Source organism: Pseudomonas sp. LABIM340, from assembly GCF_040017195.2.
GTDB lineage: Bacteria > Pseudomonadota > Gammaproteobacteria > Pseudomonadales > Pseudomonadaceae > Pseudomonas.
In genome coordinates, this window is record NZ_CM200227.1 from 3,442,648 (window position 1) to 3,466,787 (window position 24,140).

20 protein-coding genes and 2 pseudogenes are annotated in these 24,140 nt (G+C 65.8%); 15 read left to right on the forward strand and 7 right to left on the reverse strand.

Annotation, left to right across the window (positions count from 1 at the left end; genetic code table 11):
• Positions 1 to 15: 15 nt before the first annotated feature.
• From ABKS89_RS15800 to ABKS89_RS15850, 11 genes are all read left to right on the forward strand, one after another.
• Positions 16 to 993, forward strand: coding sequence for an NAD(P)H-dependent flavin oxidoreductase (locus ABKS89_RS15800; protein WP_348590074.1), 978 nt, complete (start codon positions 16 to 18; stop codon positions 991 to 993).
• Entirely contained in the window at positions 990 to 1,442 is a 453-nt protein-coding gene (locus ABKS89_RS15805) for a PaaI family thioesterase (protein ID WP_348590075.1), read from the forward strand. The genes ABKS89_RS15800 and ABKS89_RS15805 overlap by 4 nt, the downstream gene beginning before the upstream one ends.
• A 14-nt stretch (positions 1,443 to 1,456) precedes the next feature.
• Positions 1,457 to 1,846, forward strand: coding sequence for a Zn-ribbon domain-containing OB-fold protein (locus ABKS89_RS15810; RefSeq protein ID WP_138215693.1), 390 nt, complete (start codon positions 1,457 to 1,459; stop codon positions 1,844 to 1,846).
• Positions 1,843 to 2,994: a thiolase family protein gene (locus ABKS89_RS15815; protein WP_138215692.1), complete on the forward strand. Its 1,152-nt coding sequence runs from the start codon at positions 1,843 to 1,845 to the stop codon at positions 2,992 to 2,994. Before ABKS89_RS15810 ends, ABKS89_RS15815 begins: the two co-directional genes overlap by 4 nt.
• 360 nt (positions 2,995 to 3,354) lie before the next feature.
• Complete coding sequence (locus ABKS89_RS15820) at positions 3,355 to 4,548, forward strand: acyl-CoA dehydrogenase family protein (protein WP_348590076.1); 1,194 nt, start codon at positions 3,355 to 3,357, stop codon at positions 4,546 to 4,548.
• A 13-nt stretch (positions 4,549 to 4,561) separates the two neighbouring features.
• A complete protein-coding gene (locus ABKS89_RS15825; RefSeq protein ID WP_348590077.1) occupies positions 4,562 to 5,701 on the forward strand; it encodes an acyl-CoA dehydrogenase family protein in 1,140 nt (379 codons plus the stop codon).
• A gap of 151 nt (positions 5,702 to 5,852) precedes the next feature.
• On the forward strand, positions 5,853 to 6,602 hold the full coding sequence (locus ABKS89_RS15830; RefSeq protein WP_348590078.1) for an electron transfer flavoprotein subunit beta/FixA family protein: 750 nt from the start codon (positions 5,853 to 5,855) through the stop codon (positions 6,600 to 6,602).
• Complete coding sequence (locus ABKS89_RS15835; protein WP_518300941.1) at positions 6,602 to 7,531, forward strand: FAD-binding protein; 930 nt, start codon at positions 6,602 to 6,604, stop codon at positions 7,529 to 7,531. The genes ABKS89_RS15830 and ABKS89_RS15835 overlap by 1 nt, the downstream gene beginning before the upstream one ends.
• 179 nt (positions 7,532 to 7,710) lie before the next feature.
• Positions 7,711 to 9,114, forward strand: coding sequence for a DUF2252 family protein (locus ABKS89_RS15840; protein WP_518300942.1), 1,404 nt, complete (start codon positions 7,711 to 7,713; stop codon positions 9,112 to 9,114).
• A gap of 124 nt (positions 9,115 to 9,238) precedes the next feature.
• Positions 9,239 to 10,576 carry a putrescine-ornithine antiporter gene (potE, locus tag ABKS89_RS15845; RefSeq protein ID WP_348586089.1) on the forward strand — a complete coding sequence of 446 codons (1,338 nt, stop codon included), beginning with the start codon at positions 9,239 to 9,241 and terminating at the stop codon, positions 10,574 to 10,576.
• Complete coding sequence (locus ABKS89_RS15850) at positions 10,573 to 11,466, forward strand: amino acid ABC transporter substrate-binding protein (RefSeq protein ID WP_138215686.1); 894 nt, start codon at positions 10,573 to 10,575, stop codon at positions 11,464 to 11,466. The genes potE and ABKS89_RS15850 overlap by 4 nt, the downstream gene beginning before the upstream one ends.
• A 45-nt stretch (positions 11,467 to 11,511) precedes the next feature.
• On the opposite strand, the gene ABKS89_RS15855 is transcribed toward ABKS89_RS15850, so the two are convergent.
• Positions 11,512 to 12,186, reverse strand: a complete 675-nt coding sequence (locus ABKS89_RS15855) for a MarC family NAAT transporter (protein ID WP_138215685.1) — start codon at positions 12,184 to 12,186, stop codon at positions 11,512 to 11,514.
• Positions 12,187 to 12,366: 180 nt separating this feature from the next.
• On the opposite strand from ABKS89_RS15855, the gene ABKS89_RS15860 reads away from it, so the two are divergent.
• A complete protein-coding gene (locus tag ABKS89_RS15860; RefSeq protein ID WP_348586090.1) occupies positions 12,367 to 14,094 on the forward strand; it encodes a SulP family inorganic anion transporter in 1,728 nt (575 codons plus the stop codon).
• Here ABKS89_RS15860 and ABKS89_RS15865 read toward each other — a convergent pair.
• The 6 genes from ABKS89_RS15865 to ABKS89_RS15890 form a co-directional block, all read right to left on the reverse strand.
• Positions 14,091 to 15,107 carry a DUF2955 domain-containing protein gene (locus ABKS89_RS15865; protein ID WP_138215683.1) on the reverse strand — a complete coding sequence of 339 codons (1,017 nt, stop codon included), beginning with the start codon at positions 15,105 to 15,107 and terminating at the stop codon, positions 14,091 to 14,093. The two genes, ABKS89_RS15860 and ABKS89_RS15865, sit on opposite strands and share 4 nt — an antisense overlap.
• Positions 15,097 to 16,221, reverse strand: coding sequence for an HlyD family secretion protein (locus ABKS89_RS15870; RefSeq protein WP_138215682.1), 1,125 nt, complete (start codon positions 16,219 to 16,221; stop codon positions 15,097 to 15,099). Before ABKS89_RS15870 ends, ABKS89_RS15865 begins: the two co-directional genes overlap by 11 nt.
• A complete protein-coding gene (locus ABKS89_RS15875) occupies positions 16,218 to 17,738 on the reverse strand; it encodes an efflux transporter outer membrane subunit (RefSeq protein ID WP_348586091.1) in 1,521 nt (506 codons plus the stop codon). Before ABKS89_RS15875 ends, ABKS89_RS15870 begins: the two co-directional genes overlap by 4 nt.
• Before the next feature lie 13 nt (positions 17,739 to 17,751).
• Entirely contained in the window at positions 17,752 to 18,855 is a 1,104-nt protein-coding gene (locus tag ABKS89_RS15880; protein ID WP_348586092.1) for an AI-2E family transporter, read from the reverse strand.
• Between the two features lie 11 nt (positions 18,856 to 18,866).
• The gene (locus ABKS89_RS15885; protein ID WP_348586093.1) at positions 18,867 to 20,693 is read right to left on the reverse strand and encodes a monovalent cation:proton antiporter-2 (CPA2) family protein; all 1,827 of its coding nucleotides are present in this window, start codon (positions 20,691 to 20,693) and stop codon (positions 18,867 to 18,869) included.
• 324 nt (positions 20,694 to 21,017) lie between these two features.
• Positions 21,018 to 21,746, reverse strand: a complete 729-nt coding sequence (locus tag ABKS89_RS15890) for a hypothetical protein (protein ID WP_348586094.1) — start codon at positions 21,744 to 21,746, stop codon at positions 21,018 to 21,020.
• Positions 21,747 to 22,336: 590 nt separating this feature from the next.
• Between ABKS89_RS15890 and ABKS89_RS15895 the strand changes: the two are divergent.
• The 3 genes and pseudogenes from ABKS89_RS15895 to ABKS89_RS15905 form a co-directional block, all read left to right on the forward strand.
• Positions 22,337 to 22,891: pseudogene (locus ABKS89_RS15895) on the forward strand (iron ABC transporter permease); the annotation flags it as partial.
• Positions 22,892 to 22,932: 41 nt separating this feature from the next.
• A pseudogene (locus ABKS89_RS15900) lies at positions 22,933 to 23,028 on the forward strand (hypothetical protein); the annotation flags it as partial.
• 27 nt (positions 23,029 to 23,055) lie between these two features.
• The gene (locus ABKS89_RS15905; protein ID WP_348586095.1) at positions 23,056 to 24,138 is read left to right on the forward strand and encodes an ABC transporter ATP-binding protein; all 1,083 of its coding nucleotides are present in this window, start codon (positions 23,056 to 23,058) and stop codon (positions 24,136 to 24,138) included.
• The last annotated feature ends 2 nt before the right edge of the window (positions 24,139 to 24,140 follow it).

Consider the following 24,140-nt stretch of genomic DNA (forward strand, 5'->3'; position numbering starts at 1 on the left):
ACGCGGAGAAACCCCATGAAGACACGCATTACCGAACTGCTCGGCATCCGCTACCCGATCATCCAGGGCGGCATGATGTGGGTCGGCCGCGCCGAGATGGCCGCCGCCGTTTCCAATGCCGGCGGGCTGGGCATCCTCACCGCGCTGACGCAGCCGACCCCGGAGGCGCTGGGTGAGGAAATCGAGCGCTGCCGAACCCTCACCGACAAGCCTTTCGGCGTGAACCTGACGCTGCTGCCGTCGATCAACCCGCCGCCCTACGAACGCTACCTGGACGTGATCATCGCCAGCGGCGTGAAGGTGCTGGAAACCGCCGGCAACAACCCCGGTGAATTCATCGCTCGCGCCAAGGCCGCCGGAATGACGGTGATCCACAAGTGCGTGGCCGTGCGCCATGCGCTGAAGGCACAGAGCCTGGGCGTGGATGCCGTGTCCATCGACGGCTTCGAGTGCGCCGGGCATCCGGGCGAGGACGATGTGCCCGGCCTGGTGCTGATCCCGCTGGCGGCGCGCCGCCTGCAGGTGCCGGTAATCGCTTCCGGCGGCATCGCCGATGGCGAAGGCATGGCCGCTGCCCTGGCCCTGGGCGCCGAAGGGGTGAACATGGGCACGCGTTTCTGTGCCACCCAGGAGGCGCCGATCCACGAGAACATCAAGCGCTCGCTGGTCGGTGCTACCGAGCGCGACACCCGGTTGATCTTCCGCACGCTGCACAACACCGCACGGGTACTGCGCAACCCGATCTCCGAGGAAGTGGTGAGCATCGAGAAGCGCGGCAACGCGCAGTTCGAGGATATCCGCCACCTGGTGGCCGGCGCCCGTGGCCGTGCGGCGCTGGAGAGCGGCGCGGCGGACGACGGCATCGTCACCGCCGGGCAGTGCGTCGGCCTGATTGACGACATTCCCAGCTGCGCCGAGTTACTTGAACGCATGGTTCGCGATTGCCGGGCCAGCCTGCAACGTGCCCAGCGTTACGCGGGGAGCGAAGCATGAGTGCCGGCGATTTCATCGAGGAGGAGGGCGCCATACCCGCCGGTTTCCAGCCCATGTCGCGGCCCGGATTCGTCAACAACTGCCGGGGCGTGTACGTGAACCTGGAGCGCCGCGTGGTGGCGGCACGCATCCTCGAGGAACACCTGAACCCGTTGGGCATCGCCCATGGCGGCTTTCTCGCCACCCTGGCTGACACCGGCTTCGGCACGGCGATCAAGCTCACCGCCGGAAGCGAGCTGCCGCCGGCCACCATCAACCTCGACATGGACTACCTGAGCCCGGCGCTGCCGGGGCGCTGGATCGAAGTCCATGTGCAGATCCACAAGCTCGGCCGCAGCATCAGCGTGGCCAGTTGCGACCTGCTCGACGGCGACAAGCTGGTGGCGCGCGGCAAGGGCACCTTCATCAACAACACGCGCAGCCTGCACGGCCGCGTCGATCAGCAGTGAATCAGGAGCCTGTCATGGCCGAGACTCCCCAAGCCGCCGCGCCCGTCGGGCCGGAGGCGCAGTACCAGCGGTTCCTCCAGCAGGGCCGTTTGATGATCCAGCGCAGCGCTTCCACTGGCCGCCATGTGTTCTACCCGCGCGTGGCCGTTCCCGGCAGCGGCGAGACCGACCTGGAATGGGTCGAGGCCGCCGGCACCGGACGCATCTATGCCATCACCGTGAACCGCTCGCGCAACGCAAGCCACAACGTGGCGCTGATCGATCTCGATGAAGGCGTGCGCATGATGTCGCGCATCGAGGGCCGGGAAACCGCGCCCATCGGCAGCCGCGTCAAGGCGCGGGTGATCGAGGAGGACGGGCAGGCGCTCGTGGTGTTCGACGTGATCGATGAGGTGCAGGCATGAATTCGCCTCTTCGCGGCAAGACCGCCATCGTCGGCATTGGCAGCGCCGGAATCGGCGAAGCCCATGGTTTCAGCGCCATGGAGCTGCTTGGCCAGGCTTCGCTGAAGGCCATCGCCGATGCCGGCCTGAAACTCTCCGACGTCGATGCGGTGTTCTCCGCCACCAGTTCCCATGCCTTCCCGACGCTGTCGGTGTGCGAGTACCTCGGCATCAAGCCGAAGTTCGTCGACGGCACCAACGTCGGCGGCTCCAGCTTCGAGTGGCACCTGCTGCAGGCGACCCTGGCGCTGCAGGCCGGCCTGTGCGACGTGGCGTTGATCTGCTACGGCTCCAACCAGCGCACCGCCGGCGGCAAGCTGGTGTCGATGAGCGAGCCGCAGTGGCACGAGACGGCCTACAAGCCGCGCCACCCGATCACTTCCTATGCGCTGGCGGCCAGCCGGCACATGCACCAGTACGGCACCACCCGCGAGCAACTGGCGGAAGTGGCGCTGGCGGCGCGCGGCTGGGCCAATCTCAACCCGGAGGCCTTCGCCCGTGGTCCGCTGAGCATGGACGACGTGCTCGGAGCGCGGATGGTCAGCGACCCGCTAAGCGCCGCCGACTGCTGCCTGGTGACCGATGGCGCCGGCGCCTGCGTGATGGTCCGCGCCGACCGTGCGCGCGACCTGCCGAACAAACCCGCGTACTTCCTCGGCGCCGGCGGCGCGCAATGGCACCGTTCGGTGGTGTGCATGCCGGACCTGACCGTCACCGCCGCCTCGGAAAGCGGCCCGCGCGCCATGCAGATGGCCGGCGTGAGCCACGCCGACATCGACCTGGTGATGCTCTACGACGCCTTCACCATCAATACGATCCTGTTCCTCGAAGACCTCGGCTTCTGCCCGAAGGGCGAGGGCGGGCGTTTCGTCCAGGGCGGGCGAATCGCCCCCGGCGGCGAGCTGGCGGTGAACACCAATGGTGGCGGCCTGTCGTGCGTGCATCCGGGGATGTACGGGATGTTCCTGATCCTCGAAGCGGTGACGCAGATTCGCGGCCAGGCCGGCGCGCGGCAATTGAAGAAGGCCGATATCGCGCTGCTGCATGGTAATGGCGGGACGCTGTCGAGCCAGGTCACGGCGTTCCTGGGGAGCGAGGCGGTGCTGTGATGGGCATCCTGCAAGAGCCCCTCACCCTAACCCTGGCTGCGCGCCCCGCTCAGAGGGAGAGGGGACCGTTCGGAGCAGGATGAAACCAATGCGTCAGCCGGCACGGATGGCTCCCTCTCCCTGAGGGAGAGGGCTGGGGTGAGGGGGAAGCTCAGGCGCGTAATCATCAGGCAAATACCGAAAGCCCGCCCGGCCCATGTCGCGCGGGCTTTTTGCTTTCCGAACGGGAGGAAAATCCCCTCCGAAATTGGTCCGAACGAACTACAGCCAGCCCTGCGCCGCATCCCGATACTCGACCGCAGCACCCAACCCGTCGCCCCTGCGCGGCGCACAAGAACAACAGGTCTGAGGAACACCTCGATGGATATCCACTACACGCCCGAAGAGCTGGCCTTCCGCGAGGAAGTGCGGGCCTTCCTGCGCGACAAGCTGCCCGCCGAGCTGGCCGCCAAGGTCAAGCTCGGCAAGCGTCTCTCCAAGGAAGACAACGTCTTCTGGATGCGCACCCTGAACGATCGCGGCTGGCACGCTTCCCTCTGGCCGGTGGAACACGGTGGCACCGGCTGGAGCGTGGTGCAGAAGTACATCTTCGAGGAAGAGTGCGCGATCTTCGGCGCGCCGCGTGTCCTGCCGTTCGGCGCGGTCATGGTCGGCCCGGTGATCATCAACTTCGGCACCGAGGAGCAGAAGGCCTACTTCCTGCCGCGCATCCTCGACATGACCGACTGGTGGGCCCAGGGCTATTCCGAGCCGGGTTCCGGCTCTGACCTGGCCAGCCTGAAGACCCGCGCTGTGCGCGAAGGCGAGCACTACATCGTCAACGGCCAGAAGACCTGGACCACCATGGGCCAGCACGCCGACTGGATCTTCTGCCTGGTGCGCACCGACCTGCAGGCCAAGGCCCAGCGCGGCATCAGCTTCCTGCTGATCGACATGAAATCCCCCGGCATCACCGTGCGTCCGATCATCACCCTGGACGGCGAGCACGAGGTCAACGAAGTCTTCTTCGACAACGTGAAGGTGCCGGTTTCCAACCTGGTGGGCCAGGAGAACGATGGCTGGACCTGCGCCAAGTACCTGCTCACCCACGAGCGTACCGGGCTTGCCGGCATTGGCTTCTCCAAGCAGTTGCTGCGCCAGCTCAAGGGCATCGCGGCGCGCGAGCGCAAGGGCGGCAAGCCGCTGATCGACGACCCGCTGTTCCGAGCCCAGATTGCCGATCTGGAAGTGCAGCTGATGGCGGCAGAAATGAGCAACCTGCGCATCCTCGCCGCCGCCCGCGAAGGCGGCGGCAGCGGCGCGGAAAGCTCGATCCTCAAGGTGCGCGGCACCGAGATCCGCCAGGCGATCACCCATCTGCTGCGCAAGGCCGTAGGCCCCTACGCGCTGCCGTTCCTCGAAGAGGAAATGGAAGCCTGCTCGGGCGACCTGCTGCACACCGACTACAGCGCTACCGCCGCCAGCCAGTACTTCATCATGCGCAAGCTCTCGATCTACGGCGGTTCCAACGAAATCCAGAAGAACATCGTTTCCAAAGTGAACCTCGGACTCTGAGAGGCAGCCGACCATGGACTTCAAACTCAATGAAGAGCAGCAGATGCTGCAAGACACGGCGGCGCGTCTGGTACGTGACGCCTACGGATTCGAACAGCGCGAGGCTTATCGCCGCAGCGAGCTGGGCTACAGCGCCGACTTCTGGCGCCAGCTCGGCGAGCTGGGCCTGACTGGCGTGTCCCTGCCCGAAGCCTACGGCGGCTTCGGCGGCGGCGTGGACAGCATGCTGGTGCACACCGAGCTGGGCCGTGGCCTGTGCCTGGAGCCTTACCTGCAGTCGGTGGTGTTCGCCGGCGGCCTGCTGGCCCAGCTGGGCAGCGATGCGCAGAAGGACCTGCTGCTGACCCGCGTCGCCAGTGGCGAGCTGCAACTGGCGGTGGCCTTCGAGGAACCGCAGAGCCATTACGAACTGAACAGCGTGGCGACCCGCGCCGAGCCGGTGAACGGCGGCTGGCGGCTGACCGGGCGCAAGGTCGCGGTGATCGGCGGGCATAGCGCCGGATTGATCCTGGTCTCGGCCCGCGTGGCCGGCGGCGAGCAGGACGAGCAGGGCATCGGCCTGTTCCTCCTCGACCCGGCCGAAGCCGGCGTGAAACGCCGCGTCTACCCGACCGCCAACGGCCTCAAGGCCTGCGAGCTTTACCTGGACGGCGCTTTCGTCGCCAGCGAGCGCGTGCTCGGTGAGCCCGGCGAAGCCTTCGATGTACTGCGTTACCAGCAGGGCCGTGCCATCGCTGCGCAGTGCGCCGAGGCGGTAGGTGCCATGGAAGCCACCTGCGAGCTGACCTTGGAGTACCTGAAGACCCGCAAGCAGTTCGGCGTCGCCATCGGTTCCTTCCAGGTGCTGCAGCACCGCATGGTGGACATGCGCGCCGAACTGGACCAGGCCAGCAGCATGGCGATCCTCGCCGCCTGCGTCGCCGACCAGCCCGACAGCGCCGAGCGCAGCCGCGCCCTGGCGGCCGCCAAGTACATCACCGTCCGCGCCGGGCGCCTGATCTCCGAGCAGTGCATCCAGCTGCACGGCGGCATCGGCCTCACCGACGAATACCTGGGCTCGCACTACGCCAAGCACCTGGTGATGATCAGCCACCAGTTCGGCGACGACGACCATCACCTGCAGGCCTTCAGCCAGCTGATGGACGTGGCCTAGAACGTAGGGCGAATAACGCGCCAGCGTTATCCGCCGCTGTCCCGAATGACGGCGGATAACCGCAAGCGGTTATTGGCCCTACGAACCGAACCTGCACAGAGTCACCCCTTGTTCCGGGCCGCAAGGCCCGGTTTTTTTCCAGGAGTCCCCGATGAAAGTCCTCGTAGCCGTCAAGCGCGTGGTCGATTACAACGTCAAGGTCCGCGTCAAGGCGGACAGCACCGGCGTCGATCTGGCCAACGTCAAGATGTCCATGAACCCCTTCTGCGAAATCGCCGTGGAAGAAGCCGTCCGCCTGAAAGAGAAGGGCATCGCCAGCGAGATCGTGGTGGTCTCCGTTGGCCCGAGTGGCGCGCAGGAGCAACTGCGTACCGCACTGGCCCTCGGCGCCGACCGCGCGGTGCTGGTCGAGAGCAACGACGAGCTGAATTCGCTGGCGGTCGCCAAGGCTCTGAAGGCTATTGTCGACAAGGAGCAGCCGCAGCTGGTCATCCTCGGCAAGCAGGCCATCGACAGCGACAACAACCAGACCGGCCAGATGCTGGCTGCGCTGACCGGCTACGCCCAGGGCACCTTCGCCTCCAAGGTCGAAGTCGCTGGCGACAAGGTCAACGTCACCCGTGAAATCGACGGCGGCCTGCAGACCGTTGCCCTGAACCTGCCGGCCATCGTCACCACCGACCTGCGCCTGAACGAGCCGCGCTACGCGTCGCTGCCGAACATCATGAAGGCGAAGAAGAAGCCGCTGGAAGTCCTCACCCCCGATGCACTGGGCATCTCCACGGTCTCCACCGTGAAGACGCTCAAGGTGGAAGCGCCTGCTGCTCGCAGCGCCGGCATCAAGGTGAAATCGGTGGCCGAACTGGTCGAGAAACTGAAGAACGAAGCGAAGGTGATTTGATGGCTGTTTTGGTTGTTGCAGAACATTCGAATGGCGCGCTGGGCTCGGCGACGCTGAACACCGTTGCTGCCGCGCAGAAGATCGGTGGTGACATCGCTGTTCTGGTCGCTGGTCAGAACGTCGGTGGCGTGGCTGAAGCCGCTGCCAAGATCGCCGGTGTTGCCAAGGTGCTGGTCGCCGACAACGCGGCGTATGCGCACCAGCTGCCGGAGAATGTGGTTCCGCTGATCGCGTCCATCGCCCGCGATTTCGGCCACGTGCTGGCCGCCGCTACCACCAACGGCAAGAACTTCCTGCCGCGCGTCGCCGCCCTGCTGGACGTCGACCAGATCTCCGAGATCATCGAAGTCGTCAGCGCCGACACCTTCAAGCGCCCGATCTATGCCGGTAACGCCATCGCTACCGTGCAGTCCTCGGCTGCCATCAAGGTCATCACCGTGCGCGGTACCGGCTTCGACGCCGTGCCAGCCGAAGGTGGCTCGGCCAGCATCGAACAACTGGGTGAAGTGTTCGATGCCCGTCAATCGGCCTTCGTAGGCGAAGAACTGGCCAAGTCCGACCGTCCGGAACTGACCGCTGCCAGGATCGTCGTTTCCGGCGGCCGTGGCATGGGCAATGGCGACAACTTCAGCATCCTTTACTCCCTGGCTGACAAGCTGGGCGCTGCCGTCGGCGCTTCCCGCGCTGCCGTGGACGCCGGCTTCGTGCCGAACGACATGCAGGTCGGCCAGACCGGCAAGATCGTTGCTCCGCAGCTGTACGTGGCCGTCGGTATTTCCGGCGCCATCCAGCACCTGGCGGGCATGAAGGATTCGAAAGTGATCGTTGCGATCAACAAGGACGAAGAGGCGCCGATCTTCCAGGTCGCCGACTACGGCCTGGTCGCCGATCTGTTCGAGGCCGTACCGGAGCTGCAGGGCGCACTCTGAAACCGGGGCGGAAACGGGGCAGGGCGGCTGCGCGATAAAAAGCGGCCCGGCCCCGGTGGCGCCGTCGAAACTGATCTAGCTTCAATGGAGGGGAGCCGGCACCCGCGCCGGCTCCGCGAGCAGGACGGCGCCGCGTTCGCGTGCGCCTCACGCCCCTGACCTCTGGTGACGACAGCATCATGGCCTCCCCGAAGAAAGCTTCCGGCAAAAAGGCCGGCTCGCCCGAGCCCGCCAATCAGTTCCGTTCCCGCGAGGAGCTCCTGGACATCGGCCGACGCCTGCGGCAGAAAATCCCCCGCGAGGCCCACGGTCAGTGGAAGGCACCCGGACGCGGGCGCGATGTCATCGCCATCCTGGAAAAGTCCAACAGCGACCGGCTCAAGGAACTGGTGCCGATCCGCTACGGGCGCATGTTGCGCAGCCCCTTCACCTTCCTCCGTGGCTCCGCCGCGCTGATGGCCCACGACCTCGCCGGGGCCCCGCACATCGGCGTGAACGTGCAGGCGTGCGGGGATTGCCACCTGCTCAATTTCGGCCTGTTCGCCACGCCGGAGCGTAACCTGGTCTTCGACCTCAACGACTTCGACGAAACCCTGCCAGCGCCCTGGGAATGGGACATCAAGCGGCTGGCGGCGAGCTTTGCGGTGGCCGCGCGCGATGGCGGCCTGTCTGATGTCCGTGCGCGGGATGCAGCAGTCACCTGCGTGCGCTCCTACCGCGAGAACCTGCGCGCCTACTCGAAGATGAGTCCGCTGGAGGTCTGGTATTCGCGCCTGGATACCGATGCGCTGCTGGACATGGCGCCTGACGCCAAGGCCCGCAAGTTCCGCCAGCAACTGTTCGACCGTGCCCGCGAGCGGGTGATGGAAAGCGCCTTCCCGAAGATCACCGAGCAGGTCGCCGGCCAGCCACGGATCATCGACCAGCCGCCGATCATCTATCACGTTGCCGAGGCGGACTTCATGCAGCGCGTGCAGCGCGCGCTGGCCGACTACCGCAAGAGCCTCACGGACGATCGTCGGGTGTTGTTCGACCGTTACCGCCTCGCGGATGCGGCGATGAAAGTGGTCGGCATCGGCAGCGTCGGCACCCGTTGCTTCATCGTGCTGATGTTCTCCGAGGAGAACCATCCGCTGATCCTGCAATTCAAGGAGTCCTGCCATTCGGTGCTCGCGCCCTACGCTGGCAAGAGCCAGTACGACCACCAGGGGCAGCGGGTCGTGATGGGGCAGCGGCTGATGCAGTCCTCCAGCGACATTTTCCTCGGCTGGACACGCAGCCCCGGCGGGCGCGATTTCTTCGTCCGGCAATTGCGCGACATGAAACTGTCGGTGCCGGTCGATAACTTCAGCGCGGCACAACTGGAACGCTACGCCGAGATCTGCGGCCTGACCCTGGCCCGCGCCCACGCGAAGTCCGGCGATGCGGCGGGCATCAGCGGCTACCTGGGCAAGGGTGACACCTTCGATGAAGCCATGGGCAATTTCGCCTTGCTCTATGCCGACCAGACCGAGCGCGACCACGGCGTACTGGCCAAGGCCATGCGGGCAGGGCGGGTGAAGGTGCTGCTGGAGGACGAGTAGGGGCGTGCCGAGCACTCCGGGCTACGAGCTGCGTCGCGTCAGCAAAATTTAATCGGCGCAGCGGCGGCGGCCACGCAGGACTGCTCCTATCGTGTGATCACTTCTCCTGCAAAAGAGCGCGCATATGGAAGCATCCGGCAAGAAAATGACCCTGACCGGGCTCACCACCCTGGTCGCGGTCAACATGATGGGCTCGGGCATCATCATGCTGCCCACCAGCATGGCGCAGCTGGGGGCAATCTCCCTGCTGTCGTGGATCATCACTGCCGTCGGCTCGATGGCCATTGCCTACTGCTTTGCCCAGTGCGGCATCTACTGCCCACGCTCGGGCGGGATGTCGGCCTACACCGAGGAGGCCCACGGCAAGTCGGCGTTCTTCCTCTGCTCCTACCTGTATTTCCTCTCGCTGGCCATCGGCAACGTGGCCATCGCGATCTCCGCGGTGGGCTACCTGACACCCTTCATTCCCTGGTTGGGCACCGGCGCCATGCCGCTGTTCATCGGCAGTGTCGGGCTGATCTGGCTGACCACCCTGGCCAATTTCGGCGGACCCAAGGTCACCGGGCAGATTGGCTCGATCACCGTGTGGGGCGTGATCATCCCGGTGGCCGGGTTGTCGATCATCGGCTGGTTCTGGTTCGACAAACAGGTGTTCGACGCCGCCTGGAACCCGAATAACATCGCCATGAACGATGCCATCACCCAGAGCATCCCGCTGACCCTCTGGGCCTTCCTCGGCATGGAATCGGCAGCACAGAACTCCGACGCCGTGGAGAACCCCAAGCGCAACGTGCCGCTGGCCTGCCTGCTGGGCACCCTCGGTGCTGCCGTGGTCTACGTACTGTCGACCACGGTGATCATGGGCATCGTGCCGAACGCCGAGCTGGCCAATTCCAGCGCGCCGTTCGCCTACGTCTACGCGCAGATGTTCAATCCGATGGTGGGCAACATCATCATGGCGCTGGCGGTGATGGCCTGTGTGGGCTCGCTGCTGGGCTGGCAGTTCACCCTGGCGCAGACCGCCAAGGTCACCGCCGACCAGCACATGTTCCCGCGCCTGTTCAGCAAGGTGACGCTGCTTGGCGCGCCGATCCTCGGGCTGGTGGCCAACGCCGCGCTGCAGAGCGCCATGGCCGTGTCGACCATTTCCCCCAATGCGTCGGAGCAGTTCGGCAAGCTGGTCAGCCTCGCGGCGGTGACCAACATCGTGCCCTATATCACCGCGCTGTCGGCGCTGCTGGTGATCATGCAGAAGGCTGGCGTGACCGGTTACCCGCACCACCGTAACGTGGCGGCGCTGCTGGTCGCCATGGCTTACAGCTTCTATGCGCTCTACGCGTCGGGGATGGAGGCGGTGTTCGGCGGCATGCTGGTCACGGCGGTGGGCTACCTGATGTTCGGCTACATCGCCGACCGTTTCATCGAACCGCAGGCGAAACTCAACGCGGAGGGTCGACCATGAAAAGCTGGTTCCCCCGCGTCATCCTCCTGCTGGCCGCAGCAGTGCCGTTGGTGGCTTCCGCCCAGACGCTGGAGCGCATCCGCAGCAGCCACACCCTGACCCTGGGCTACCTGCCAGAGCGCCCGCCGTTCTCCGCCAGCGAAGGCGAGGGCGCCGTCGGCTACGGAGTCGACCTGTGCCAGAAGGTGGCAGACCAGTTGCGCACCCAGCCGGGCCTGGCGCAACTGCAGGTGCGCTTCGTCCCGCTGAGTGCGGACAAGGCGCTGGAAACAGTGGGCGCCGGCGGCGTCGATCTGCTCTGCAGCCCGATGGTGGAAACCCTCAAACTGCGGCAGAACCTCGATTTCTCCCTGCCCGTGTACACCGCCGGCCTCGGCGTGGTGGTGCGCAAGGATGCGCCGTTCTTCCTGGTGCGCTCGCTCAACGGCGAGGTGGACAAGAGCGGCCCGACCTGGCGCGCCACGCTCAACCGTGGCCTGGCGGCCTACACCTTTGCGGTGCCCGCTGGTACTCGGGTGGAAACCTGGGTGCGGGAAAAGCTGCGCCTGCTCAAGGTGCTGGTCACCGTGCAGACGGTGGCAGGCCCGGCGGAAGGCGTCGAAGCGGTGGCCGCCGGCAAGGCCGATGCTTTCTTCCATGACCAGATGACCCTGCGCAGCCTGGTGGAGCACAGTGCGGGCAAGGCCAATCTGATGGTGCTCAGCCGGCGCTTCGAGTCCGCCCCGGTGGCGCTGGCGATGCCGCGCGGCGACGAGGACTTCCGCCTGCAAGTGGACACGGCGTTGAGCGAGCTGTATCGCTCCGATGCCTTCGTGCCGCTCTACAGCAAGTACTTCGGCGCGCCGAGCGAGCTGGACCAGAACCTGTTCAAGGTCTATTCGCGTCCGTAGGCCGCGGTGGGATTGCCAGCGGGCACTTCGGTGCCCGCTGGCGTTTCAGGGTTGTGCGAGCAGATGCGCATTACTGTTGATCAATGTCTGCGCAACCTCCACCAGGCCGTTGATGGCGAACTGCACGCCCATGCACACCAGCAGGAAACCCATCAGCCGCGAGATGGCGTCGATGCCGGATTTGCCGGTGGCCTTCATGATCAGGTCCGAGGCGCGCAGGCAGCCCCAGAGGATCAACCCGGTGCAGAGGAAGATCAGCGGCGGCGCGACCAGGATCACCCAGTGCGGGAAGGTAGTGCTGTGCTTGATGCTGGACGCGGAGCTGATGATCATCGCGATGGTGCCGGGCCCGGCGGTGCTGGGCATGGCCAGGGGAATGAAGGCGAAGCTGGTGCGTTCGGGCAGGTCTTCACGGGAGTCCGGGGAGGGCATGGGGGCGGGGAACAGCATGCGTCCGCCGATGATGCAGAGGATGCCGCCCCCGGCAACGCGCAGGCCGGGAATCGAGATGCTGAACACCCCCATGATGAACTCGCCGATGTAATAGGTCAGCGTCATGATGATGAACACGTAGCAGGCGGTCAGCAGCGCCTGCTGGTTCTTCTCTTCGCGGCTGAAACCCTGAGACAGCGCGAGGAACAGAGCGACCGTGGTCGGTGGGTTGATCAGCGGCAGCAGGGCCAGCAGGCCGAGAAGGATGGCGTCGAACAGACTGCTCATGAGCGGGCGTTTCCCCAGTGGCGGACGGCTGGGGGGAGTTTAGGTGCGAATCGGCCTGTGGCGCGGAAACTATCGTGACCGGTTCGACACTGGCTGCACGGCCGCTGATCTACGCTGTATGACGATAAGGTTGCCGCTTCGCTTGAACCTTGCGCAGTACTCGCCTGGAGTCATTCCCTGATGCCCGAAACCCCGTCGCAATCCCGATCCGGCTTCGACTGGCAGCGCTGGCTGCCTGGCCTCGTCACCCTGCGCCATTACCAGGCGGGTTGGCTGCCCAGGGACCTGGCCGCCGGCCTGGTGCTGACCACCATGCTGGTGCCGGTGGGCATTGCCTACGCCGAGGCTTCCGGCGTGCCGGGCATCTACGGGTTGTACGCGACCATCATCCCGCTGCTGGCCTATGCGCTGTTCGGGCCAAGCCGGATTCTGGTGCTCGGCCCCGACTCGGCGCTGGCCGCGCCGATCCTCGCGGTGGTGGTGCAGTACGCGGCGAGCGACCCGCAACGGGCCATCGCCATCGCCAGCCTGATGGCGCTGGTGTCCGGCGCGGTGTGCATGATCGCCGGCCTGCTGCGCCTGGGTTTCATCACCGAGCTGCTGTCCAAGCCGATCCGCTATGGCTACATGAACGGCATCGCGCTCACGGTACTGATCAGTCAGCTGCCCAAGCTGTTCGGCCTGAAGGTCGACAGCGAGGGCCCCATGCGGGATATCTGGCACCTGGGCCAGGCGCTGATGGAGGGGAGGGCGAACTGGACCAGCTTCGCGGTGGGGGCGGGCAGCCTGGTGCTGATCCTGCTACTCAAGCCCTACAAGCGCATTCCGGGGATCCTCATCGCGGTGATCCTGGCGACGCTGGCGGTCAGCCTGTTCGACCTCGGCAGCCATGGCGTCAAGGTGTTGGGTCAGCTGCCCCAAGGGTTGCCGTCCTTCGCCTTCCCGTGGGTGAGCGATATCGATCTGCTGGAAGTGGTGCTGGGCGGTGTCGCGGTGGCGCTGGTGTCCTTCGCGGACACCAGCGTGCTGTCGCGCACCTACGCGGCACGACTGAAAAGCCCGGTGAATCCCAACCAGGAAATGTTCGGCCTCGGCGTGGCGAACGTCGCTTCCGGGCTGTTCCAGGGCATTCCCATCAGCAGCAGTTCCTCGCGTACGCCGGTAGCCGAAGCGGCGGGATCGAAAACCCAGCTCACCGGCATCATCGGCGCGCTGGCGGTGACCCTGTTGCTGCTGGTGGCGCCGAACCTGATGGAGCACCTGCCCAACAGCGCGCTGGCCGCCGTGGTCATCGCCGCCGCGCTGGGGCTGTTCGAGTTCACCGATCTGAAGCGCATCTACCGCCTGCAGCAATGGGAGTTCTGGCTGTCCATCAGCTGCTTCGTCGGCGTGGCGGTGTTCGGCGCCATTCCGGGCATCTGCATCGCGGTGGTGATCTCGGTGATCGAGTTCCTCTGGGACGGCTGGCGGCCCCACCATGCGGTGCTCGGTCGGGCCGACGGGGTACGCGGCTATCATGATGTAACGCGTTACCCGAATTCCCGGCGCATACCCGGGCTGGTGCTGCTCCGCTGGGATGCGCCGCTGTTCTTCGCCAACGCCGAGCAGTTCCAGAACCAGGTGCTGGCGGCGCTGGACGAGTCACCGACGCCGGTACAGCGGCTGGTGATTGCCGCGAGCCCGGTGACCAGCATCGACGTGACTTCCGCGGACATGCTCGCCGAGCTGGACAAGGTGCTGGAGCAGCGTGGCGTCGAACTGCAATTCGCCGAGATGAAGGACCCGGTGAAGGACAAGATGAAGCAGTTCGAGCTGTTCGAGGGCCTGGGCGAATCGGCGTTTCACCCGACGGTGGGTGCCGCCGTGGATGCCTACCTGGCCGATTCCGGGGTGGACTGGAAGCCCTAGGCCGCGCGGGCCCGTGCACGGCGACCGTCGATCCAGATGAGCATGCCGCTGGCGTAGAGCGACACCGCGAGGAACAGCGCCATGCGGATGGCGAAGGCGCGGTAGACATCCTGGCCGCCGGCGCTGTCCGCCACAGACTGGCCGAGCAGGATCAGCATGGTGGTCAGGCAACTGACCCAGTACGCCGGGCTTTTTCGCGTAGCCACCGCGGCATACAGGCGACGCCCTTGCCAGAGGGTGAGCAGCAGCACCCAGAGGAAGAACATCCACAGGTGAACGAACAGGCTCAGCGCGCCCCAGATCAGGATTGCCAGTACGCCGGCCAGCAGGGTGGAGCCGATCAGCTCGCGGCTGGCGTGGCGCGCGCGGGTTTCCCCGGCCTGCTGGCCGAGGCTCACCGACTTCATGATCAGCGGCATGAAGCGGTCCGGCGCGATGATCGCCAGCAGGAAGGCCGGCATCACGATCAGCACGGCGCGCAGGGCGATCCAGGCGGCATCTTCCTCGCTGGGCAGTGGCGGGGCGGGAGGCGAGGGCGCATTGGCCGGCTCCGGGAACAGCGCATGGGCGACAGCGGTGCTCAGCACGGCCAGCAGCATGCCCTTGGCCAGGGCTTCCACCACCGACAGTGCCAGGGTGAAATCGCTGGTGCCGGCGGCGGCAATCATGGTCAGGCCGATCACCAGCAGATTCGCCAGCAGGCCGTTGCCACCGCGCAGCGCATAGCGGAATACGCAGTACAGGCCGACGCCCACCAGCAGCACACCGCTGAGGGGCGCGTGGCGCAGCAGCGGGATCAGCAGCAGGCCGACGCCGCAGCTGAGCATCACCAGCACCGCCAGGGCCGGAGCTGCCTTCAACGGCAGCGCCTGGGCGCGCATCGCCAGCAGGAGCACGGCAAGCACGGGGGCGAGGAACGGGATCGGCATGCCGATCCCGTAGCTGGCGGCCAGGCACAGCGCCGTGCCCCAGGCCAGCCGGAGTGCCCGCCGGCGACGCAACTCAATAGGCATACGACAGCCAGCTCATCAGCCACATGAACACACGGCCGAGCAGGTTCAGCGGATTGCCTTCGCTGGGCAGTGCCATGACTTCGGCCTGGCCGCCCACGCGCAAGCCGGCAGGGCTTTCCAACTGGTCGCGATCCAGCTCGACAATCACCGGGAAGCGCTGCGCCGAGCGCAACCATTCGCGGCTGTTCTGCACCGTCGGCAGCGAACCCGGCGGCGTACTCTGGCCGACACTGACCCCATAACCGATGCTGCGGATGCGCCCCTTGAGCAGTTCGCCGGGAAGCGAATCGAGCACCACCAGCACCGGCGTGCCGTTGCGCAGGTGACCCAGGTTGTTCTCGGTCATGTCGGCGCTGATCCACAGGTCATGGATGGCGATCAGTGTCATCACCGGGCTGCCGGGGCCGACGTAATGGCCGACATCCGTGCGCAGGTCGGTGATCAGGCCGTCGGAATCGGCGCGCACCGTGGTGCGTTCGAGATCCAGACGTGCCTTGGCGACGTTGGCTGTGGCGCTGCGCAGCTGGGCGTTGTCTTCGTCGTGGCCGCCTTGCTGTTCGCGGGCGCGCTCGACTTCGGCGCGGGCTGCCGCTACCTGGCTGGCCGCCTGTTCGCGGGTCGCCTGCGCGCTTTCCAGCCGGCGCACGGAAACCGTGCCGGGGTCTTCCTGGTAGAGCCGTTGCAGGCGCTCGGCATCCTGCCGGGCCTTGCGTTCGTTGGCCTGTGCGGCGGCGAGCGAGGCCTGGGCCGAGTCGATGCCGGCGGTGCTGGCACCGATCTGCCGACGCACCGTATCCAGGTCCGCCTCGGCGCGCTGCAGGGCAATGCGGTATTGCTCCTGATCCAGCTCGAAGAGCACGTCGCCCTTGCGCACTTCCTGGTTGTTACCCACCGCCACACGCTTCACCGGGCCGGCCACCTCGGCGCTCACCGCGACCACGTAGGCCTGCAACCGAGCCTGCTGGGTGTAGGGCGTGAAGCGATCGGCGAGCAGGTACCAGACCAGGCTGACGACGATCAGCAGCAACACCACGCGCATACCGCGATCCGGCGCGGACTTGCCGGGGGCGGGGGGCGAGGGCGGTGCCGGCGGGGTAGCGGGGGTGTCGCTCATTTCGGGCTTCCTTGATCCTTGGCGGCTGGGGAGGGCTCATCGAGCAGGTCGCTCCAGTCGGTGCGTTGCTGCATCTGTTGCCGGGTGGCGGAATCGATGGGCGCGCGCTGGCTGTCCCAACCGCCGCCGAGCGCCTTGTATAGCGCCACCAGGCTGCTGACCGCGTTGCCACGGCTGACCAGATAGCCGTCCTGCTGTTGCAGCAGCAGTTGCTGGGCATCGAGCACGCGCTGGAAGTCGGCGAAACCTTCGCGGTACTGCGAGCTGGCGAGGCTCAGCGAACGCTGTGCCGCCTGCGAGGCCTGTTCGCGGATGTCCGCGCTCTGCAGCGAGCGCACCAGGCCGCTGGCGGCGTCGTCGGCTTCGCGCGCGGCGTTGCGCACGTCCTGCTGGTACAGCTCGATCAGTTGCTGCAGGCGCGCATCTTCCACACGCACGGCGTTCTTGCGCCGGCCGTAGTCGAAGGGATTCCAGATCAGGCTCGGCCCGGCGGCGAGGTTGAAGCTGTCGGGCAGGTTGCTGGCCGAGACGAAGCTCCAGCCCAGACTGCCGATCAGGCTCAACGACGGGTACAGATCGGCCTCGGCGACGCCCACCAGCGCCGACTGCGCGGCCACCGCCTGTTCGGCGGCGCGGATGTCCGGGCGGCGCTGCAGCAGGCGGGCCGGCACATCCTGGAGGATCGCGCCGTTGGGCATCGGCAATTGGCCGTGGCGCGCGATCAGTTCCGGCATCTCGCCGGGCGGGCGGCCGAGGAGGGCGCAGAGGATGTTGCGCAGGGCGTTCACCTGGTTCTCGAATTCGGGAATGGTCGCCTTGGTGGCGAGGTACTGGGTGCGGGCCTGCTGCCAGTCCAGTTCGTCGTTTTCGCCGTGGCGGAACAGCCGCTCGGTGATTTCCAGGCTGCGCTCCTGGCGCTTGGCGTTCTCGCGGGCGATGTCCAGGCGCGCTTCGGCGGTGCGCAGGCCGAAATAGGTGTCGGCGACCTGCGCGCGCAGCAGCACCATGGCATCTGCATAGTTGGCCTGGGAGGCGAAATACACCGCGTCAGCCGACTCGATGGCGCGGCTGAAACGCCCCCAGAAGTCGATTTCCCAGCCGATGTCGAAGCCGGCGCTGGATTGCCAGAACACCGAATCCCGAGCGCTGGGCGCGCCGTGCTGGTTCTGCTTGAGGTAGAGGCTGTCGGCGCTGATCTGCTGCAGTTGCGGATAGCGCCCGGTCTCGGCGATGGACAGTTGTGCGCGCGCCTCGGCGATGCGCAGGCCGGCCACACGCAGGCTGGTATTGTGCGCGTCGGCCTCGGCGATCAGCGCATCCAGGGTCGGGTCAGCGAACACCGTCCACCAGCGGCTGAAATCCGGCGCCGCCGCCCGGTGGCCGGCCTGGTCCAGCGGCGGCGTGCTCCAGTCGTTCAGCCACGGCTGTTCCGGCTTCTGGTAGTCCGGGCCGACCTGGGTGCAGCCGCCCAGCAGGGCGGCGAGGATCAGGGTGCAGCGTCTGACGCGCTCTGGCATGGCGATCCCTGGGTCATTCGGACGGAGTGGCGGGCTTGTCCATCTTCGGCACCTGCTGGTCCACCCATTGCCAGAACAGTTTGTAGGTCACGGCGAGGATCACCGGGCCGAGGAACAGGCCGATAATGCCCTTGACCACCATGCCGCCGAGGGCGCCGATCAGCACCACCGGCATCGGCACGTCGACGCCACGCCCGAGCAGAAGCGGCTTGAGCACGTTGTCGGCGAGGCCGGCGACGAAGATGTAGATGGCGAACACGATGGTGGTGCCGGTGAAGCCTTCGGTGCTCAGCACGTAGATGATTACCGGCAGGGTGATCAGGCTTGCCGGTGCCTGGGCGATGCCCAGCACCAGAATGATCAGCGCCAGGATGCCGGCACCGGGCACGCCCTTGATCACGAAGCCGATGCCAATCAGCAGCATCTGGATGAAGGCGATGCCGATCACGCCCAGGGCGACCGCACGGATGGTGGCGGTGCACAGTGCGGAGATGTGCAGGCCGCGTTCCGCGCCGGAAATCCGCAGGGCAATGCGTTGCGCGGCGACGGTACCCATCTCGCCAAAGGCCATGATGATGCCGGAGATGATGATCGCGCCGATGAACAGCAGGAAGGCGCCACCCGCGCTGGCGGCAGCGCCCAGCAGCATGCGTCCGGCGTCCTTGAGGTTGGGCATCAGGCTGCGCAGCACATCGCTCAGGCTGTTGGAGGCGGCCAGCCAGAAGTCATAGACGCGCGGCCCGATCAGCGGCCACTCGGCCACCGAGGGCGAGGGCGCCGGTACGCTCAAGGTGCCGCTCTTGAGGACCGCTCCGACGCTGTCGACCGAGTCGGCAATGGACGTCGCCATCAGGTAGATCGGCGCGATCAGGACCAGCAGCACGAAGAGCACGATCAGCGTCGCTGCGTGGCCGTCCTTCAGCCCGGTGCGCGCCTTGACCCAGCGCAGCACCGGATAGAGGGTGACCGCGAGGATCACCGACCACAGCATCAGTTCGAGGAACGGCTGGAACACCTCGAAGGAGAAGATCACCAGAGCGGCGACCAGCCCGGCCTTGATGAGGATGTCGAGCATGCCCTGGGAGAGGGCGCCGTCGAGCTTGAATCCTGGTTGCATGGTTCTTCTCCTCAGGCGGGGCGGTTGTTGCGCTGTTCAGCGCCTGGTTGGGGTTGTTCGGGTGGTTGTGCGGCGGGCGGGGTAACACCGGCAAGGCCGTTGCCATCGTCAGCAAAGAGGCCGCCCGGTTCGTCATCGCGGCCCTGGCGGTGCAGCTCCAGCAGCGACTGCACTTCCTGCTGCTGGTAACGGCGTACCCAGGTGGCGGCCTGTTCCTCGCTCACACCCAGTTCGATGAAGGCGCGGCGGCCCATCTCCAGGCTGGAATGAAAGGTTTCGCGCACCGGATTGGCGCCCCGGTCGAGCAATTGCAGGACCTGTTGGCGGTTGAGCGCGCGGGCGATCACCCGGGTTTGTGGATAGAGGCGGGCGAGGGCGTCCACGGTGTTCAGGTTGATCTGCGGATCGTCGGTGGCGACTATCACCAGCTCCGCCTCGCCGACCTTGGCGGCGTGGAGGATTTCCGGGCGCGTCGGATCGCCGTAGTACACCGGCACGCGGCCTTCCTTGCCCTGGCGAACGATGGCGTCCATCGAGGTGTCCAGCGCTACCACAGGCACGCCCTGGGCCTGCAGCAGATTGGCGACTACCCGGCCCATACGGCCCATGCCGGCTATCACCACGCGCGGTTCGTCGCTCACCTCCGGCGGCCCATCCGGCACCGCGGCGGCGGGCGTATCGCCGCGAATCTGGCGGGCCAGCGCCATCATCACGAGCGGCACCACGGCCATCGACAGGGTGATGACCAGTACCAACACGTCGTGCACCCGCTGTTCCAGCAGGTGGTGATCCAGGGCCAGCTTGAACACCACGAAGGCGAACTCGCCACCGGACGCCAGCACCACGCCCAGGCAGATCGCCTCGGAACGTTCCAACCCCCCGGCGAAGCGCCCGAGGCCGAACAGCAACGGCAGCTTGATGCCCACCAGCAGCACCGTCAGGCCCAGTACCAGCAACGGCGCACTGACCAGCAGGCTGAGATCGGCCGTCATGCCCACGCCGACGAAGAACAAGCCGAGCAACAAGCCCTTGAGCGGCTCGATCTGGGATTCCAGCTCATGGCGGAACTGCGACTCGGCCATCAGCATGCCGGCAAGGAAGGCGCCTAGCGCCATGGAGACACCCACGTGCTCCATGATCCAGGCGGTGCCCAGCACCACCAGCAGAGCGGTGGCGGTGGAAAGCTCGCGCAAGCCCGAACCGACCGCCCAGGTGAACACCGGGCGCAGCAGGTAACGCCCACCGATGACCACCACGCCAATCCCGACAGCCACTGTCAGCAACGGGCGAATGCCTTCGTTTGACGGGTCACCGCTACCGGCCAGCAACGGCACCACGGCGATCAGCGGTATGGCGGCGATGTCCTGGAATAAAAGGATGCCGACGGCCAGCCGGCCATGGGGTTTGCCCAGTTCCTTGCGCTCAGCGAGCACCTGCAGGCCGAAAGCGGTGGAGGAGAGCGCCAGGCCCACGCCCAGTACCACGGCAGCGGCAGGCGACTGGCCGAACAGCAGGAAGGCAATCAGCCCGAGCACCAGCGCGGTCAGCCCCACCTGCAGCGACCCTACGCCGAACAGCGAGCGGCGCATCATCCACAGACGCCGCGGGGAAAGCTCCAGGCCGATGATGAACAGCAGCATCACCACGCCCATTTCCGAGAGGCGGCTGACGTTCTCCGGATGACTGACCAGGCCCAGCACGGACGGGCCGATCAGGATGCCGGCTAGCAGATAGCCCGGCACGGCACCGAGCCTCACGCGCTGCGCCAGGGGTACGAGAATGACGACCGTCAGCAGGAAGATTACCGTCGCCTGCAACAGGCTCCCGTCATGTGGCATTCATCAGCCCTCTTGTGATTCCTTGCGGGCCGCTTGGCCCTGTCGATACTGCCCGGCGGGTATTTAGCCCGCCGGCTGCTTCCTGGCTGCCACGTCACCCCGCTCCCAGGGCTTCTCAAGGGAAAGAGAGCAGGGGGCTTGCATCTGCTACTGCGCCGCTCAGGCACTCAGGCCTCTCGTTGCGGAGGGCTTGGCGGGCGCTGATCGGTGTGAAATGAGTATGGGTGATCCGCAGCTTTTTGCCGGCCGGCGAGCTTAAGTCTCGATCACCCGTCTAGAAAGACAACTCCAGCAGATTCAAATAGTTACGAGGGAAACGGAATGTTAGAGCTTCCAGATCGGGCCGTAGCTGCCAAAACAGGCATTGGACAGCGCCTGCGGGCGCACGCCATGGGTTTCGTAGCCGCCGAACTCGTTGATTTCCAGGGTCAGCTGAGGGGTGAGTTCCTTGCCGCTTTTCAGCCGAACGCTGTCGAACACCTGCAGTTTCTTGCCGGTGTTGACCACGCTGGTTTCCATCCAGGCGTCGGGCGTGCTGCCTTCATCCAGGCGCGCCAGAAGTGCGTTGTAGAGCGGCAGGTAACGACCATCGGGAGCCTTGCAGTCGATATTGATCTTCTTCACCAGCGCCTCGGCCTCGGCGGAACTGAAATACAGGCGACTGCCAAAATCACGCTGCAGCCTGTCGATGTAGCTTCCCTGGCCATCGTTCTTCATGGCAGTCGCCATCGGTTGCGGGGAAAGCTCCGCCAGGCAGGACTGCCGGCTTTTATAGAAAGTGTGCGAAACGCGAATACCCGTAGGTTTGTAGATCGCCGAAGTGATCAGCACGTCGCCATCGGCGCTCAGGTGTTCACCATCGGGAACGTAATCGCCGCCATTACCCCAGACACCGTCAGGAAGGCCGTTTGGCCATTCGGTGCAGGTGGCAGGCGAAGTATCGCGGCGTAGCTCGTAGAGGTGGCCCTGGAGAAAAGCCACCTGGGTTTGCGCATGAGCGAAGAACGAAATCAGGGACAGGCAGGATGCGATGAGCAGTCGAGTCCGATTCAAGAAGCGTCTCCTTGTTGCCCATCGGAGTTCCGGCAGGCCATACGCACAGAAGAATAGTCGGGCTCGTGCCAAATGCTTTCGAAGTTGTCGCTGGATGCGCAGAGATGAAGCTGCGTTGACGCTGACGAGTTGATCGATGGTTTCCTGATGAGTCGATCTTGGAGAGAGCTGGAAAAGTAGTGGTGGGGAATGAGGAATTTACAGATAGCCCCGGATAGCGATCCATCGATCTATGTGCAATTTAACATAATATACATTATGCGAAGTTACCTATAGGGAGCGCAGGGTCGAGTATCACAGAATCAATGCCGTCAGACCGGCTGCTTTGCCACCCAGGGCTTTCCAAATCGCTGCCGACTCTTTTCCGGCTGCCACGTCGTACTCGACTGCACATCCCCTTCAGTTTCTCCGACACCTACCTGACCTGCGAATCCCTCTGGCTCGGCCTGCACCTGCTGGCGGAGTACGGCCTGTTCGCGCTGATTCGTTTCGACACCTTCACCACCGCCATTTTCGACCAGTTCCAGTCCTCCTTCAGCGGCCCTGCGGCGAACATGCTGGCCGGCGTCCTGGCCCTGGGCTGTCTGATGATGCTGAGCCTGGAGTCGGCCACGCGGGGCTCTGCGCGCTATGCACGCATTGGTGCTGGCAGTCCGCGCTCACCCCGGCAGTACCGGCTGGGCTGGAAGTGGTCAGTGCTCGTGCTGACGCTCTGCGCGGCGTTTACCGCAGCCTCTCTGGGCGTCCCGCTGATAACCCTGGGCAAGTGGCTCAAGGCTGGCGGAGTCGCAGTCTGGAGCTCGCAGGAGTTGCTCAACTGCCTGGGCCAGACCCTGTTGCTGGGCGCGGCGGGAGCACTGCTGACCACCGTTGCCGCCGTTCCGATCGCCTGGATTTCCGTCCGGGCGCCGAGCCGCTTCCAGCGCCTGCTCGAAGGCAGTAACTATGTGACCAGTGCGCTGCCCGGGATTGTGATCGCCCTGGCGCTGGTCAGCGTCACGATCCGCTTCGCCCAGCCGCTGTACCAGACCGTATTCACCGTGCTGCTGGCCTATGTGCTGATGTTCCTGCCGCGGGCCCTGGTCAGCTTGCGCGCAGGGCTCGCCCAGGCGCCGGTCGAACTGGAGAACATCGTCCGCAGCCTGGGTCGCACGCCAATGCAGGCCTTGTGGGGCGTCACCGTCCGCTTCGCCGCGCCGGGGAGCGAGATCGACTACGCCGCGGCGGCGCCTTACGCCCTGCTGATGATTCTGCTGTCCCTCCCCTGACCGGGATTCTCTACCCACCAATCCAAGCGAGTAGCAGGTCGATGAGCACGCTCGAACTGAAGTCCGTCTCCCGGTTCTTTGGCGCCTATGCAGCGACCGAGAACTTCAACCTGTCCGTGGCCAGCGGCGGCCGCGCCGCGATTGTCGGCCCGTCGGGCTCGGGTAAGACCACCCTCCTCCGTCTGATTGCCGGCTTCGAGGTGCCCGACCTGGGGACGATCACGCTCGATGGCGTGACACTCGCCGGCGACAGCACCTTCGTCCCGGCACACCGCCGGGTCATCGGTTACGTTCCGCAGGACGGTGCGCTGTTTCCTCACCTGTCGGTGGCCGAGAACATCGGTTTCGGCCTGCCCAAGGGGATGGAGAATCGCGACCGGCGAATCCAGGAGCTGCTGGCAATGGTCTCGCTCAATGCGTCCATGGCCGGCCGCTGGCCCCACGAACTGTCCGGCGGCCAGCAGCAGCGCGTGGCGCTGGCCAGGGCGCTGGCGCAGAGCCCGAAGCTGATGCTGCTCGATGAGCCCTTCTCCGCCCTGGACAGCGGCCTGCGCGTGTCCATGCGCAAGGCGGTATCGAAAGTCCTGAGCGATGCCGGGGTCACCGCCATCCTGGTGACCCACGACCAGGAGGAAGCGCTGTCGTTTGGCGATCAACTGGCGGTCATTCGCCAGGGGCGGCTGGTGCAGGTAGGCGCGCCGAAGGACCTCTATCTGCGGCCCGTCGATGAGGAAACCGCTGCGTTCCCCGGGGATGCCCTGGTGTTTCGCGCCCATGTCAGCAACGGCTGGGCACGCTGTGCGTTGGGCAATGTGATCGCGGGCAACGCCGCGTTCAGCGGGCACGCGCAGATTCTGCTGCGCCCCGAACAACTTCACCTGAGCCGCAGCACGCTGCTCCCCAACAGTGCCGACGGCTGTTACGGCGTCGTGGTGGGCAGTGACTTTGGCGGCGACAAGTGCACGGTGATGGTCCGGCTCGAGACGCCCCTGTCAGAAGACGAGCTGACGATTCCGGTCCGGGTACCAGCAATGGACTGCCCCGAGCCGGGCGCGCGAGTCCACATCCTTGTCAGTGGCGCCGCTCACTCCTTCACTGCAGACAGGCTGGTGCAAGCCCACTAGCA